The organism is Streptomyces sp. NPDC127117 (genome assembly GCF_042677325.1).
In the GTDB taxonomy this organism is placed as follows: domain Bacteria; phylum Actinomycetota; class Actinomycetes; order Streptomycetales; family Streptomycetaceae; genus Streptomyces.
In genome coordinates this window covers 15289-29427 of record NZ_JBHXTM010000018.1, presented here as the reverse complement: position 1 = coordinate 29427, position 14139 = coordinate 15289, and the positions used below count along the sequence as shown (strand labels likewise).

The 14139-nt window shown below is 74.7% G+C and carries 12 protein-coding genes; 5 read left to right on the top strand and 7 right to left on the bottom strand.

Going from position 1 to position 14139, the window contains the following annotated elements; genetic code table 11:
- Positions 1 to 66 precede the first annotated feature (66 nt).
- Positions 67 to 1032, top strand: a complete 966-nt coding sequence (locus ACFVH0_RS17760) for an EamA family transporter (protein WP_385821148.1) — start codon at positions 67 to 69, stop codon at positions 1030 to 1032.
- A 64-nt stretch (positions 1033 to 1096) separates the two neighbouring features.
- The gene (locus ACFVH0_RS17755; protein ID WP_385821146.1) at positions 1097 to 1570 is read left to right on the top strand and encodes a nuclear transport factor 2 family protein; all 474 of its coding nucleotides are present in this window, start codon (positions 1097 to 1099) and stop codon (positions 1568 to 1570) included.
- Between the two features lie 62 nt (positions 1571 to 1632).
- Here ACFVH0_RS17755 and ACFVH0_RS17750 read toward each other — a convergent pair whose 3' ends face one another.
- The 7 genes from ACFVH0_RS17750 to ACFVH0_RS17720 form a co-directional block, all read right to left on the bottom strand.
- On the bottom strand, positions 1633 to 2421 hold the full coding sequence (locus ACFVH0_RS17750; RefSeq protein WP_385821144.1) for a sugar phosphate isomerase/epimerase family protein: 789 nt from the start codon (positions 2419 to 2421) through the stop codon (positions 1633 to 1635).
- Between the two features lie 46 nt (positions 2422 to 2467).
- Positions 2468 to 3073, bottom strand: coding sequence for a GAF domain-containing protein (locus tag ACFVH0_RS17745; protein ID WP_385821142.1), 606 nt, complete (start codon positions 3071 to 3073; stop codon positions 2468 to 2470).
- Positions 3057 to 3935, bottom strand: coding sequence for a S8 family serine peptidase (locus ACFVH0_RS17740; protein WP_385821140.1), 879 nt, complete (start codon positions 3933 to 3935; stop codon positions 3057 to 3059). The genes ACFVH0_RS17745 and ACFVH0_RS17740 overlap by 17 nt, the downstream gene beginning before the upstream one ends.
- Before the next feature lie 3 nt (positions 3936 to 3938).
- Complete coding sequence (locus ACFVH0_RS17735) at positions 3939 to 7187, bottom strand: adenylate/guanylate cyclase domain-containing protein (protein WP_385821138.1); 3249 nt, start codon at positions 7185 to 7187, stop codon at positions 3939 to 3941.
- A gap of 116 nt (positions 7188 to 7303) precedes the next feature.
- Positions 7304 to 7504, bottom strand: coding sequence for an aroma-sacti cluster domain-containing protein (locus ACFVH0_RS17730; RefSeq protein ID WP_148836333.1), 201 nt, complete (start codon positions 7502 to 7504; stop codon positions 7304 to 7306).
- On the bottom strand, positions 7501 to 8265 hold the full coding sequence (locus ACFVH0_RS17725) for an iron-containing redox enzyme family protein (RefSeq protein WP_385821136.1): 765 nt from the start codon (positions 8263 to 8265) through the stop codon (positions 7501 to 7503). Before ACFVH0_RS17725 ends, ACFVH0_RS17730 begins: the two co-directional genes overlap by 4 nt.
- The gene (locus ACFVH0_RS17720) at positions 8262 to 9368 is read right to left on the bottom strand and encodes a radical SAM protein (protein ID WP_385821134.1); all 1107 of its coding nucleotides are present in this window, start codon (positions 9366 to 9368) and stop codon (positions 8262 to 8264) included. The genes ACFVH0_RS17725 and ACFVH0_RS17720 overlap by 4 nt, the downstream gene beginning before the upstream one ends.
- A gap of 349 nt (positions 9369 to 9717) precedes the next feature.
- Here ACFVH0_RS17720 and ACFVH0_RS17715 point away from each other — a divergent pair, with 349 nt between their 5' ends.
- From ACFVH0_RS17715 to lanKC, 3 genes are all read left to right on the top strand, one after another.
- Positions 9718 to 9873, top strand: a complete 156-nt coding sequence (locus ACFVH0_RS17715; RefSeq protein WP_376629848.1) for a hypothetical protein — start codon at positions 9718 to 9720, stop codon at positions 9871 to 9873.
- A 219-nt stretch (positions 9874 to 10092) separates the two neighbouring features.
- The gene (locus ACFVH0_RS17710; RefSeq protein WP_385821132.1) at positions 10093 to 11538 is read left to right on the top strand and encodes an MFS transporter; all 1446 of its coding nucleotides are present in this window, start codon (positions 10093 to 10095) and stop codon (positions 11536 to 11538) included.
- Between the two features lie 23 nt (positions 11539 to 11561).
- The gene (gene lanKC / locus ACFVH0_RS17705) at positions 11562 to 14129 is read left to right on the top strand and encodes a class III lanthionine synthetase LanKC (RefSeq protein WP_385821130.1); all 2568 of its coding nucleotides are present in this window, start codon (positions 11562 to 11564) and stop codon (positions 14127 to 14129) included.
- Positions 14130 to 14139: the final 10 nt, after the last annotated feature.

Sequence of the window (14139 nt, the reverse complement as noted above, 5' to 3'; positions counted from 1 at the left end):
TGCTCAATCCAACCATGAAGAATTCCGTGCTGGTGCTACATGGTCGGTGCGGGTGATCCTCGGTGCATGCGTCCCCTCCACATCGCCCTGGCCGCCCTGGTGGCGGCCGTCTGGGGTGTCAACTTCGTCGTCATCGAGGTCGGCCTCGGGCACTTCCCGCCGCTGCTCTTCTCGGCCCTGCGCTTCCTGGTCGCCGCGCTGCCCGCGGTCTTCTTCGTCGGCCGGCCCAAGGTCGCCTGGAAGTGGATCGTGGGTGTCGGGCTGGTCCTCGGGGTGGCGAAGTTCGGCCTGCTCTTCATCGGCATGGACCGGGGGATGCCCGCCGGTCTCTCCTCCCTCGTGCTCCAGGTCCAGGCGGTCTTCACCGCCCTGTTCGCCGCCGTCGCGCTCGGTGAACGGCCCGGCAGGACAAGGGTGCTGGGGATGGGGGTGGCGCTCGCGGGCATCGGGGTGGCCGCGGTCGACGAAGGGGCGGGCGGGCCCGTGCTCGCCTTCGTCCTGGTGATCGCGGCGGCGGCCTGCTGGGGCGTGTCCAACGTACTGACCCGCAAGGCCGCCCCGCCCGACTCGCTCAACTTCATGGTCTGGGTCTCGACCGTGCCGGTGCTCCCGCTGCTCGGCCTCTCGCTGCTCTTCGAGGGCTGGGACCGCGACGCGGAGGCGCTGGCCGGGCTCGACTGGAGCGGCGCCGGGATCATCGTCTACGTCGCCTGGATCACCACCGTCTTCGGCTTCGGCGCCTGGGGCTTCCTGCTGCGCCACCACCCGGCCTCCTCGGTGGCCCCGTTCACCCTGCTCGTCCCGGTCTTCGGGATGTCCTCGGCCGCGCTGCTGCTGGGTGAGTCGGTGAGCCCGCTGCGGTGGTGCGCGGCGGCGCTGCTGGTCGGCGGGGTGGCCCTCACGTCGCTCGCCGGGGCGCGGCGGATCCGGCCGGCGGTGGTGGCGGGCCCGGGGGCCGGGGCCGGGGCCGGGGTGGGTGCGCCGGGAGCGGGCGCCCCGGGAGCGGGCGCCGGTTCACTCTCCAGGCGTTGATCGAACTTCAGACCGACCCTGCGCCGAGTGGGTCAACAAGTGTTGAGCGAATAGAATTGCACCCGTGCCAAATCTGGATAAAACCGCTGTTCGCACCCCTCGGTCCGTGCTGACCTCCTACTACCGGGCCATGCTCGACAAGTCCGCGGACGACCTCGCCGATCTCTATGCCATGGACGCGGTGCACGAGTTCCCGTTCGCCTCGCCCGGTTTCCCCCCGCGCTACGAGGGGCGTGAGGCCGTGCGCGCCGGATACCGGGCGGCCTGGGGCGCCAGCCCCGCCCGGATGCTGGAGGTCAGGAGGATCGCGGCCCACGAGACCACCGATCCGGAAGTGATCATCGCCGAGCACGTCGTGGTGGGAAAGCTGGCGACGAAGGCCACCGAGTTCACCGTCCCCGGTCTCCTGGTGCTCCACGTCCGCGACGGACTGATCACGCGGGTCCGCGACTACATGGACGGCCTGGGAGTCGTCGCCGCCAGGGGTGAAGGCCCCACCGGTACAGCGGCGGCCCAGGACACCGCCGGACAACACTGACCGAAGGGCGCCACCGCCCCGCGCACACGGAGAGCGCGGGGCGGCGGTCGCCGGATGCGGGGCTACCGCCCGGCCGCGCCCAGCCGCAGCAGGTGCTCGCGCCCGGCGGCCAGCAGCCCCGGCAGCTCCGGCGCGTCCGGGTGCCAGCGCTTCTCGTACTCCCAGCAGACCCAGCTGTCCGGGTCCAGCGTGTCCAGGCAGGCCCCCAGCGGCAGCACCCCGGCGCCCAGCGCCAACGGCTCGGTGTCCTCGGCCGACGCGATGTCCTTCACCTGTACGTATCCCAGGTGCGGGGCCAGCACCGCATGGCTGGCGGCCGGGTCCTCGCCCGCCAGCCAGGTGTGCATGATGTCCCAGAGCGCGCCGATCTGCAGGTGCCCGACCGTCCCGACGACCCGGGCCACATCGGCGCCGGCCCGGTGCGAGTCATGGGTCTCCAGCAGGATGCGTACGCCCTTGTCGGCGGCGTGCGCAGCGGCGGCGGCCAGCCGCCGGGCGGCGATCGCATCGGCCACGGCGGGCTCCTGGCCGCCGCCGCCAGGGAAGACCCGGACGTTCCGCGCACCCAGGTCGTGCGCCAGGTCCACCAGCCCGGCCAGCTCGTCCAGCACCGGTGCGTCGTCGCCCTCGGCGGCGGCCCGGACGTAACCGGCGACGGTCAGGATCTCGACCCCGCCCTCCTTGAACTCCTGGACGACGGCGGCCCGTTCGGTCGCGGAGAGGCCCGGGTGCACCGGCTCCTCGGGATGGGCGCGCAGCTCCACCCCCTGATAGCCGTGCCCGGCGGCGAGCCGGACGACATCGGCGACCGGCATCCCCGGCACTCCGAGGGTCGAGAAAGCGAGCTTCACTTGCGTGGTCCTTCCATCGTCGTCCGGCCGCCCTGCCGGCCCGGCCTCAGCAGGGCTCCCGGAGCAGCTGCTCCAGACTATCCAGCAGCCTCAGCGCGTCCGCCCGTTGCCGGGGCCCCAGCCGCCCGCCCGGCTCCGGCGCACCGGCCGCGGCCGGTGCGTACGCCGCCATCCGCAACGCCGCGGCGGCCTGCCGGGCGAACATGGCGAGCAGATCCAGTTCCCGGATGTCCGTGCGGGCGCGGGGGGACGGGTCGAGCACCTCCAGCACACCCAGCACCCGGCCGTCGCTGATCAGCGGGGCCGCCATCAGGGCGCTGGGCACGAACTCGGTGGACTCGGCGAGCGAACGGTCGAACGAGGAGTCCGTGCTGAGGTCGTCCACCACCATCGGCTCGCCGGACGTCGCCACCCAGCCCGCGATCCCGCGCCCGGCCGGGAACCGGCGGCCCACCAGGAACTCCTCGCCCTGGCCCGAGACCGCCTGGAAGACCAGCTCGTCCGCCTCCTCGTCCAGCAGGAAGACCGAACTGGCCGCCGCGCCGAAGATCGCGCGGGCCACGTCGACGACGGACTGGAGGAGTTCACGCCGGTGCGGATCGGCCGACGGCACTCTGCCCGCGGCGGACGCTGATTCAGTTCTCGGAGTCATCACAAACCTCTCCTGCCGGGGTGGAAAGCCGCGGACCGAACCGCACGTTGGCCGCGGAGAGATAGAGGGCGTTCTTGAGCTGGAAGGCCGTCATCCTCGGATGGGCCGAGAGCAGCCGCGCGCACAGTCCGCTGATGTACGGGGTCGCGAAGCTGTTCCCAGTGGTACGGATCGAGGTGCCGCCCAGCCAGGGCACCGTCACGTTCTGGCCGGGGGCGAAGAACTCCACCGGCGGTTCGGGGTTGTAGAGATGCAGGTCCGGGTCCTCCTCCTGGTGGCTGCCCACGGAGATCACCGAGGCGAACCGCCACGGATAGCTCTCCACCGGGGAGTTGTGCGCCGAGGCGACGACGACCGTGCGGTTGAAGTAGGCGTGGTCGGCCAGCGCGTGCAGCTCCTCGGCGAACCGGGCACGGGTGGTGGACAACGACAGGTTCACCACGTCGAAGCCCTGCTCCACCGCCCAGCGCAGCCCGGCCAGCAACACGTCCCCGGTACCGGAGAACCGCTCGCCCAGCACCCGTACGCTGTGCAGTTCGCAGTCCGGGGCGGTCCGCCGGATGATGCCCGCGCAGGCGGTGCCGTGTCCGCAGGAGTCCCCGGTGTCGGTCGGCCGCACCTCGGTCCCGCCCGTCTCCGGGTCCTTGACCACCACCCAGGACCCCTCGACCGGGCCGACGCCCGGATGATCGCGCTCGACGCCCGAGTCCACCACGCAGACCCGTACGCCCCGCCCCGTGCCCGGTACGCCCCCGGCGTCGTGCCCGGGGCCGGCGTCCGCGAGTACCGCCACGTCGTCCGGGCCGCGCCCCCGCAGACTCCAGGTCAGTCCCGGCCCCGGTGCCGTGTCCGTGGTCGTCATCCCTCAGCTCTTCTCCGTCGTGGCCGCCGCCGCTCCGGCGGCGAGCCGTGCGGCCCACCGCCGGCCCGGCAGATGTCCCTTCTCCGCGAACCCCTCCCGGGCCTCCCGCGCCGCCGCCGCCGCGCCCGCCGCGTCGCCCAGCAGCGCCAGCGTCCGCGCCCGGTCCAGCGACGCGGTGGCCCGCACCAGCGGGGAGTCGGTCAGCAGGGAGTCCCGCACGGCACGGTCCGCGTGACGCAGGGCCGCCGCCCCGTCCCCGGCGCCCGCCGCCAGCCGGGCCCGCAGCCCCGCCAGGTCCACCCGGTCCGAGTGCGGCAGTGACCGCGGTGCCCCGACCCCTTCGAGCCACGCACCGGCATCGGCCGGCCGTTCGTCGTCGAGCAGCAGCCGCGCCGCCTCCAGCGCGATGGCCGGACGCATGGACCGGGCCCCGGCGCGCTCCGCCGCACGGTCCGCCCGGACGAGCAGGCCCAGGGCCGGTCCGGTGCGCCCGAGCAGCGTCTCGACCGTCGCCCGGAACACCGGCAGGAAGACCTCCGCCTCCGCGTAACCCAGCTCGTCGGCCAGCCGCTCCGCCTCGGCCAGGCACTCCCCGGCCCGGTCCGCCCGGCCGTGCAGGGCGTAGAGCACGGCCAGCGGACAGTTCAGCGTGGTCCGTACGGCGGGGCGGCCGGCGCCGTGCGCGGCGAGCAGGTCACGGCAGCGGTTCACCGCGACCGGTACCGGCTCCGGGCCGCGCCACAGCGAGATCCCGATGGCCCCGAGCGCGGCCGCCCGCTCCGGTTCGGCCTCCGCCCGCACCGCGTGGTCCAGGGCCAGGGTCAGATCGCGGTCGGCCTCCTCGTGGCGGCCGGCCAGCTGCAACCGCTGCGCGAGCCGCAGCCTGGCCCGGGCCTGCCCGACGGAGTCCCCGGCGGACTCGAAGAGCGGCAGCACCGACCGGGCGGTGGCCGACACATTCGCCGAGGCCGGGTCCAGCACCGCCAGCGCGAGCCGGGCGTGCGCGGCCTCCACCGGCGCGGTCCCGATGGCCAGCACCTGCCGCAGCAGCCGTTCCCCCTCCTCGGAACGGCCGAGCGCGAGACGCACCTCGCCCAGGCGCCGCAACGCCGGGGCCGCGGCCGGATCACCGGCCGGGTGCAGGTCCACGGCCCGCTCCAACAGGCCCTGGGCCCAGTGCAGATCGGAACGGGCCAGGGCCTGCGCACCGGCCGAGGCGAGCGCCGAGGCGGCCCGGACCCGCAGGGCGGCGGCCCGGTCGTCGGCCAGACCGAGCTCGGTGCGGTACCGGTACGCCCGCTCCAGGTGCCCGCCGACCGCCGCCTCGCCCGCCGCCGTCACACTGGGCAGCTCGGACGCCCAGGCGTGCCGCTCGGCCTTGGCCCGCTTCGACAGGGAGGCGTACGCCACCTCCTGGACCAGACCGCTGCTGAACCGGTGCCGGCCCGTGCCCGGTTCGCCGCCGGGCGCGGCCTCCACCAGCCGGCGTCCGCACAGCCGGGCCAGCGCGCGGGCGACCCGGCCGCGGTCGTCCTCCGGTGCGGACACGTCGGGGTGGGCGGCCGGGGCGGTACGGGCCGCGCCCTCCGTCTCGCGTGCCGCCCTGGCCAGCCGGACGAGTTCGGGTGCGGTGAAGTCCCGGCCGACGACCGCCGCCAGGTCCAGGGTGGTGCGTTCGGCACGCTCCAGCGCGCCGATCCGGGCACCGAGCAGCGCCTGGAGGGTCGGCGGCAGCGCCGCGCCCGGCACATTCCGCGCACCCTCCGGCGCCGGGCCCGCGGGGACGAGGAGCTGCTCCAGATAGAGCGGGTTGCCCTCGGCCCGGTCGTACAGCTCACGGTCGTACCCGCCGGGGGCGGCCGGAGCGGCTTCGTACGGGACGGTGTCGCCCGGCCCGGTTCCCGCGCCCGGCCCGGTCAGTTCGCGGGCCAGCAGAGCGGCCTCGTCGCGCGGCAGTCCGGTGAGCGGCAGGATCTGCGCCGGACGCGCGGCCGGGTCGGCGACGGCCGGGGGGCCGTCCGGGCGGCCCGGACACACGATGAGTCCGCCCGCCCGGCCGAGCGGCCCGGCCAGCCGGTTCACCGCCCGTACCAGCAGCGGTTCGGCCCAGTGCCAGTCGTCGAGGACCAGCAGGACCGGCCGCCGCGCCGCCGTCCGGGACAGCACGGTGACCAGCGCCGCGCACATGTCCTCGAACGGGGCGTTGGGCGTGTCGTCGTGCAGCAGACCGCCGCGCAGCAGCGCCCACGCGTCCGCCACGGACGCACCGGACCGCCCGGACGCCCCGTCCAGCGCCTCCCGGGCGACGGGCGAGCCGAGCACCTCCCGTACCGCGTCGGCCAGCGGCGCCAGGGTGCCGTGGTCGCCGTAGCTGCGACAGCGCCCGGTGCCGACGACCGGCCGCCCGGGCCCGCCGAGTCCGGTCAGCCACTCGCGCGCCAGCCGGGTCTTGCCGATCCCCGCGTCACCGACGAGGCGGACCAGACCCGGGCCCGCCCCGCGCACCGTACGGTCCAACGCCTCGTCCAGCGACGCCAGTTCCGCGGCGCGGCCGATGAACGGCACATCGAAACGGCGCAGCAGCTCCGGGTCGTCGGCGCCGAGCGCGATCAGCCGGTACGCGTGCACGCTGTCGGTCTTGCCCTTGAGCCGCAGCGGGCCCGTCTCCTGCACGACCACGGTCGGACCTGCCGCCTCCAGGGTCTGCGGGCCGATCAGGATCTCGCCGGCCGCCGCGTTCTGCTCCAGCCGGGCCGCCACGTTCACCGTCTCGCCCGAGATCAGCGCCTGCCGGGTGCTGGCGTCGGAACTCGCCACCACCTGACCGGTGTTGACGCCGATCCGGATGTCGAGCCGGATGCCCAGGGTGGCTTCGAGATCGGTGTTCAGCTCCGCCAGCGCCTCGCGCATGCCGAGCGCCGCGGCGAGCGCTCGCCGCGCGTCGTCCTCACGCATCACCGGCACCCCGAACACCGCCATCACGGCATCGCCGATGAACTTCTCCGGAGTGCCGCCGTGCGCCTCGATCCGCTCGCTCATCACCGCGAAGTAGCGCAGCGTCACGGTGCGCAGGGTCTCCGGATCCAGCAGCCCGGACAGCGCCGTGGAGCCCACCAGATCGCAGAAGACCGCGGTGACCAGCTTGCGTTCGTCCTCCGGCGCCGCGGCGACCGGGGACGGGCACGGGGTGCCGCAGGACGGGCAGAACCGTGCGGCGGCGGGCAGTTCGTGCCGGCACGAGGTGCAGTTCATCAGGGTTCCTCTCTGCTTGGTCCGGCCGGAGCGGCGGGCCGGGTCACGGGAACCGGCCCGCCGCGCGGTGACGGTCCTGACGGGGCAGGACCCGGACGGCCCCGGGCCGGCCGGCCTCAGAAGAGGGCGCCGCCCGCGATCTCGCCGTGCGCCTGCACCTCGGGCCCCACGGCGTCGAGCCGGCTCTTGATGTCGAGCAGCACGGTGAGTTCCTCCGGTGCCAGGTCGTTGAGCACCTGGCGCTGTTCGTCGGTGAGCAGATCGACGGCGAAGCCGGCGCCGTACAGCACGGCGAGCCGGTCCGGTGGTTCGGTCATGTCTGGCCTTCCCTCGGGACGGACCGCCCGGCTCCCCGCACCGGCGGTGCCGGTCCGGTGCGCCCGAGCCGGACGAACAACTGGGTGAGCGCGTCCGTGGTGTGCAGGGCGCTGACGGCGACGGCCGTCTCCTGGCCCCGCGACAGCGGCAACCGGTCGAGCAGCGCGAACAGTTCGCCGGCGTGGCCGTCGTCGAGCCGCGCGTGCTCGTGCACGGTGCGGAACGCCGGGGCGGGCAGCCCGGTCGAGCGGGCCAGCCGCGGTGCGAGGCCGGCCGCCGGGGCGTGCCCCTCCAGCACCGCGATGTAGCCGAGCAGCGCCACCGGGTGGTGGTGCTCGATCCAGTAGTACTGGGCCCCCGCCAGGGAGGCGACGAGCGGGGAGGGGACCGGGTCCAGCGCGGCCCGGGGCCCGCTGCCCGCCGCCGACAGATCCTCCAGCAGCCAGCTGTCGTGCTCCGCCTCCTCCCGGATGTGTCCGTCCAGGTAGGCGGCCAGCGGCGCCCCCAGCGGATCGCCGCGCCGGGCCAGCTGCCCGGCCCGTTCGGCGGCCCGCTCCATCAGCGGTACGGAGGCCCGGATGACCGTGTGCATCGCGCACAGGTACGCCCGATAGCGGGGCAGCAGCCCCTCGGACCGCCACAGCGCGGCCGACGAGGCACGCAACGCCGGTTCGGCGAAGGCGAGTTTGACCCGCAGCCGCTCGGAGGCCGGCAGTCCGCGCCCGCCGCAGCGCGCTCCCGGCGCCCCGGCGGGGTTCACGACCCGGTGCCTTCCGTCGCCGGACGCGGGTTCTGCCCGCCGCCCGGGGCCGCCACCAGACCCGCGTACGCGGCGCAGCCGTGGCGTCGTACCAGCGACACCGGACCCTGCTCGTGCTGCCGGCGGGCGGCGGTCAGATCGAGCAGCGCGCCGACGGCGCCCGAGGCCAGCGCGTCGGCCGCCGCGACCACCTCCGGCAGCCCGCTCAGCCGTCGGCAGTCCCCGCAGTAGGAACCGGCCGGTGTGCCGGGCGACCAGCGCTGCCGCAGATGGGCCGGGCCGACCGTACGGACCAGACGCAGCAGCGGCGAACCGAGCGTCCGCGACCGTACGGCCGGCCAGTCGTCCTGTGCGACATGGCCGAGCCGCAGATGGGGCGGTACGGGGCGGTGGTCCACGGCGTCCTGGTTGCAGCAGGCCAGGACCGTGCCGTCGAACGCGACCACCGGCCAGGCGGCCATCGCGCACGGCAGCGCCCCCTCGCCGTCCGGCACGGTCCGGGCCGGGCGGGCCCAGGACGCGGCCCGGCCGAACGGCCGCACCTCGTTGACCAGGGACGGCACCGTGCCGTCGAAGGCCCGGTCGATGTCCGCGGTGACGTCCGAGAGATAGCCGTCGTCCGCTCCGGTGCCGGTGAGATGGAAGCTGACCGCCACCCCCAGTTCGCGGATCTCGCGCACCGCGCGGAACACCGCGGCCCTGGGCACCTCCCGCTCGTGCGGCAGATCGAGGCTGGCGGAGAAGTGGTCGAGCGTGCGCACCGCCCGCCGCACCGGGTCCGGGAGTCCGCCGGACCGGGCGAAGAACATGCCGCTGAGCAGCGCGGTCCGGGTGCCGGCGGCCCGCGCGGAGCGGGCGAGCGAGGTCACCAGGCCGGGCCGGAGCAGGGGTTCACCGCCGGTCAGCATCATCACCTCGGGCCGGTCGGCGGCGGTGAACGAGGAGACGAACCGCTCCAGCGCGTCCGCCTCCGGTTCCTCCCGCACCTCCGGCCCGGAACCGGTGGAGCAGTGGGTGCAGCGCAGTGGACAGCGGCGGGTGAGGGTGACCAGCACTCCACCGGCCGGGACCGGCCGCAGTCCGATGAGTTCGGCGAGTTCCATCCGGCCGTCTCCTTCGGGCGTAGGGGCGCGGCGCGCGGCCGCCGTGCGCGGACACAGCGTCCCGCCGGACGGTTCGGCACCGGTCCGGATCCGGTTCGGGGCCGGTATGGCCGCAGGCCGGACGGTGTCCGCCGGCCCGCCACCGGCCCCGGCGGCCGCCCGCCCGCTCCCGTCCACCGCCGGTGAACTGCCGGGATACCGCCGCCATACCGGCGTCGAGCCGTTTGCCAGGCCGGGGCTCCTAGCTTTCTGGTCAGCGGCAGGCACCCGCCGGCCGCAACCGGAAGAACCGGGGCACGCCCCGGAACGACCGGAGACCGCTGAGTCATACGAGTGGACGGAGACCACCATGGCCGAGAACACCAAGCCCGCCGGCGACGACAACGAGACCCCCGAGGTCGAGGCGCACTCCGTTCTGGACCTGCAGGAGACCGCGGGTGTCCACGAGCGTGAGATCGACGGCAGCTGCGTCAGCACCGTGAGCCTCATCCTGTCGGAGCAGTAAGGGCTGATGACCGGGCCGCGGCGCCACTTCGGGGAGGAACCTTCCCCGGTGGCGCCCCGGCCGGCCGGAACGGGGCGGCTCCGTGACACGGAGACCGCCCCGCCTCGCTTTTCCGGGCCGGGCCCCGCGTTCACCGGGCCCCGACCCCGGTGCCGGGCCGTCGCCTTCGCCGGGCCACTGGCCGAGCCCTGTCCCCGAATCACCGACCGGGAGCCGACGATGGCCGCCTCGCTACGAAACAACCGGGACTTCCGACTGCTCTGGATGAGCGGTCTGTTCGCTGTTCTCGGCACTCAGATGACCGCACTGGCCCTGCCGCTCCTGGTGCTCCGCGAGACCGGATCGGCCGTGCAGGCCGGTGCGATCGGCACGGTGTCCGTCACCGCGGTCCTGATCACGATGCTTCCCGGCGGGGTGATGGCCGACCGGGTGGAGCGCCGCAGGCTGATGCGCCTGTGCGACCTGGGCAGTTTCTGTGTCGTCGGCGCCCTCGTCGTGGCGGTGTGGACCGGACACGTCCCGCTGGTCCTGGTGCTGCTGGTCGCGGGCGCGGGCGCCGTCATCGGCAGCCTCTACGGGCCCGCCGCGTTCGGACTGATGAGGAGCGTCGTGCCCCCCGAGGACATGGGGACCGCGACCGCCCGCCTCCAGGCCCGTACCGCCACCGCGCGCCTGGTGGGGCCGATGGTCGGGGGCGCCCTGTTCGGTCTGCACCCGGTCCTGCCGTTTCTCGCCGAGGCCATCGGGCTCCTGCTGTCCACGGTCTGCGTGGCTTTGGTGCGCACCCGGTCCAGGTCCGAGAGCGGGGCCGGATCGGCTTTCAGCAAGGCCGAGTTGACCGCCGGGCTCTCCTTCCTGTGGCGGTTGCCCTATCTGCGGACCGTGCTCCTCGTCTTCGGACTCGGCATGAACTTCGCCTTCGGTGCCCTGACGTTCACCGCGCTGACCGTCTTCTCGGGCGGCGGAAGGTCCGGGCTCGGCGGCGGCACCGTCGTCACCTTCATCTCGGTCGGGGCCCTCAGCGGCGCGCTCCTCGCCCCCCGGCTGCGTCCCGAACGTCACACCTGGGCGCTGATCGCCGCCACCTGCTGGTTCTGTGTGGCGAGCGCCCTCGCGATGGCCTGGGTCCGGGTTCCGTTGTTCGCCGGGCTGCTCTGCGCCGCCTGCATGTGCCTGTCCACCGTGGCCAGCATCGGCTTCCTCTCCACCCTGCTGGCCGTCACCCCCGGCGACCGGGTGGGCAGGGTGCAGAGCGCCGCCGGATTCCTCTCCTCGCTGGTCCAGCCGTTCGGGCCGCTGGCCGGGGGCGCGCTCCTCACCGCCTTCGGCAGCCGGACGACGTTCGGGGCGATCGCCGGGGTCCTCGCGGTGTCCGCCGCCGTCGTCACGTTCGCCCCGTCCGCCCGGCCGGGCTCGGCACCACCCGCACCGGACACCCCGTCCGACCCGGAGCCGGCGGAAGCGGCGGACGTACGGCCCGGAGCGGACGTACGGCCTGGACCGGATGCGCGGCCCGGACCGGACGCACGGCCCGGACCGGACGCACGGCCCGGACCGGACGCACGGCCCGGACCGGGCGTACCGCCCGGACCGGATGCACCGCCCGCACCGGCCACGGCCGAGACCCCCGCGGACCGTACCGGGGCCGGCAGCCCCCGCCCCTGACCACGAACCACAGGAGGTATGCCGTGCCCGGCATCCAGGAGACCCAGCTGTACTGCCTCGCCGACCGCCGCTACTACGAGACCCCGGACCGGCTGCCCGACGAGAACACCCGCTACCCGCTCGACCGTGCCCAACCGCCCGCCGGCTGGCGGCGCGGCACCGGCGGCCTGTGGACCGCGCTGCACCCCGAATCCGCCCGGCTCCCCGAACAGGGCTGGAAGATCCACGTCTCCACCGTCCCGGAGGAGGCCGAGCGAACCCTCGCCGACACCGCCCGGATCTGCCTGGAGCAGGGCGTTGCGTTCAAGTTCCTGCGCAGCGAGCGCGCCCTGCGGCTGATGTCGGCGAAGTACATGAACCGGTCCGGCGCGGGGAAGTTCATCACCCTCTACCCCGAGGACGAACCCGCACTCCTGAAGCTGCTCGATGCCCTGGGCGAGGCCCTGGACGGGCGCAGCGGACCGTACATACTCAGCGACCTGCGGATCGGGAACTCTCCCGTGCACGTCCGCTACGGCGCGTTCGTCGAACTCTGGTGCCGGGACGCCGACGGGGAACGGGTCCGCGCGATGCGCCACCCGTCCGGCCGGCTCGTCCCCGACACCCGGGGCGTGGTCTTCCGGATGCCCGAGTGGGTGACCGTCCCCGCCGAGCTGCGCCCCCACCTCGCCGCCCGTGCCGCCGCCCACGACGACGGCTTCCCGTACGTGGTCACCGAGGCGCTCCAGTTCTCCAACGCGGGCGGCATCTACCTGGCCGAACACCGCACCACCAAGCAGCGGGTGGTGCTGCGCGAGGCCCGGCCGCTCTGCGGACTCGACCCCGCCGGGGACGACGCCGTCACCCGGCTGCACCGCGAGCACCGGGCCCTGACCCGGCTCGCCGGACTCGACTGCGTGCCCGAGGTGCACGGCGTCCGCACGGTCTGGGAACACCACTTCCTCATCGAGGAGTACATCGAGGGCACCACCCTGTTCGACGAGATCGTCGAGCGTTTCCCGCTGGTACGCGGCGAACGCACCCGCGCCGAACTCGACGCCTACGCCCGCTGGGCCCGGTCCGTCACGACCCGGCTCGCCGACGCCCTGGACCGGATCCACGCCCGCGGACTGCGGTTCGGGGACGTGCACCCCGCCAACATCATCCTGCGCCCCGACGGCCGTCTGGTCCTGATCGACTTCGAGTACGCCACCGACCTCGACGACCAGGACACCCCGCTGGCGGGCGCCCCCGGCCTCCAGGCCCCGTACGGCACCGAGGGCGCCGAGGCGGACGACTACGCGCTCTGGGCGATCTGGCTGCACATCCTGATGCCCCTGATGGAGGTGACCGACCACGACCGGGGCAAGGCCCTCACCATCGAACGCTGGGCCCGAGCCCGGTACGGCCCGGCCGCCGCCGGCGGGCCGGCCCGCCCCGCCGCGCTCTCCCACGGACTGCCGGCGGACAGCGGTGAATCCACGGTGGACGCGCTGCTGCGCGGCCCGGAACCGGACTGGCCCGGCATCCGCGAACGGCTCGTGGCGGGCATCCACGCCGGGGCCACCCCGGACCGCGCCGACCGGCTCTTCCCCGGCGACCCGGCGGGCTTCACCACCGGCGGGATCTGCGCCGCGAACGGTGCCGCCGGGGTGCTGTACGCCCTGCACCGCGTCGGCGCCCCGGTCCCCGGCGAGTACGTCGACTGGCTGGCGCGCACGGCACCGCGCCGCGCTCCGGACACCCCCGGCGGGCTCTTCGACGGGCTGCCCGGCGTCGCACTGGTCCTGGCCCGGCTCGGCCGCCGCGAGGAGGGCCGCGAACTCCTCGACCGGGCCCTGCGGGCCCCCGCATCCACCTCCGCCGACCTGCGCACCGGTACGGCGGGAACGGCGCTGGCGGCCCTGCGGTTCGCCACGGACCGGACCGGCGAGCCCGACCGGGAACTCCTCGACCGGGCCCTGCGGACCGCCTGGGAACTCGACTCGCTGGTCCGAGACGGGGCCACCACCGACGGCCCGTCCGCCCCGCACTCGGCGGGTCTGCTGAGCGGGCTCTGCGGGGCCGCGCTGCTCCACCTCGAACTGCACGCGCACACCGGCGAGGACTGGCTGCTCCGCGCCGCCGGGGCGGCACTCGCCCGGGAGGCCGGGCACTGCGTGACCATGCCGGGCGGCAGCGTGCAGGTGAAGGACGGGAAACGCCATCTGCTCTACCTGGACCAGGGCAGCGGCGGCGTGGCCCTGGTCGCGCAGCGCTATCTGACCCACCGGGAGGACCCGGCGCTCGCCGCCCTGCTGCCCGGCATCGGGCAGGGATGCGTCCTGGAGTTCATCCGTGAACCGGGGCTCTTCAGGGGCCGCAGCGGACTGGTGGCCACCGCCCACCAACTCGCCGGCGGCGCGCCGGCGTCCGAGGTGCTGGACTCGGTACGGAACCTCTCCTGGCACCTGGTCGCCGAACAGGACCGCCTGCTGGTGCCGGGTTCCCGGCTGCGCCGGTTCTCCGCCGATCTCGCGACCGGCGCGGCGGGGGTACTGCTCGGCCTGCACACCGTGTTCGCGACACCGGACGAACGGCCCGACCTGCTGGACGTGCTGACGCTGGGGTGAGACGCGGCCA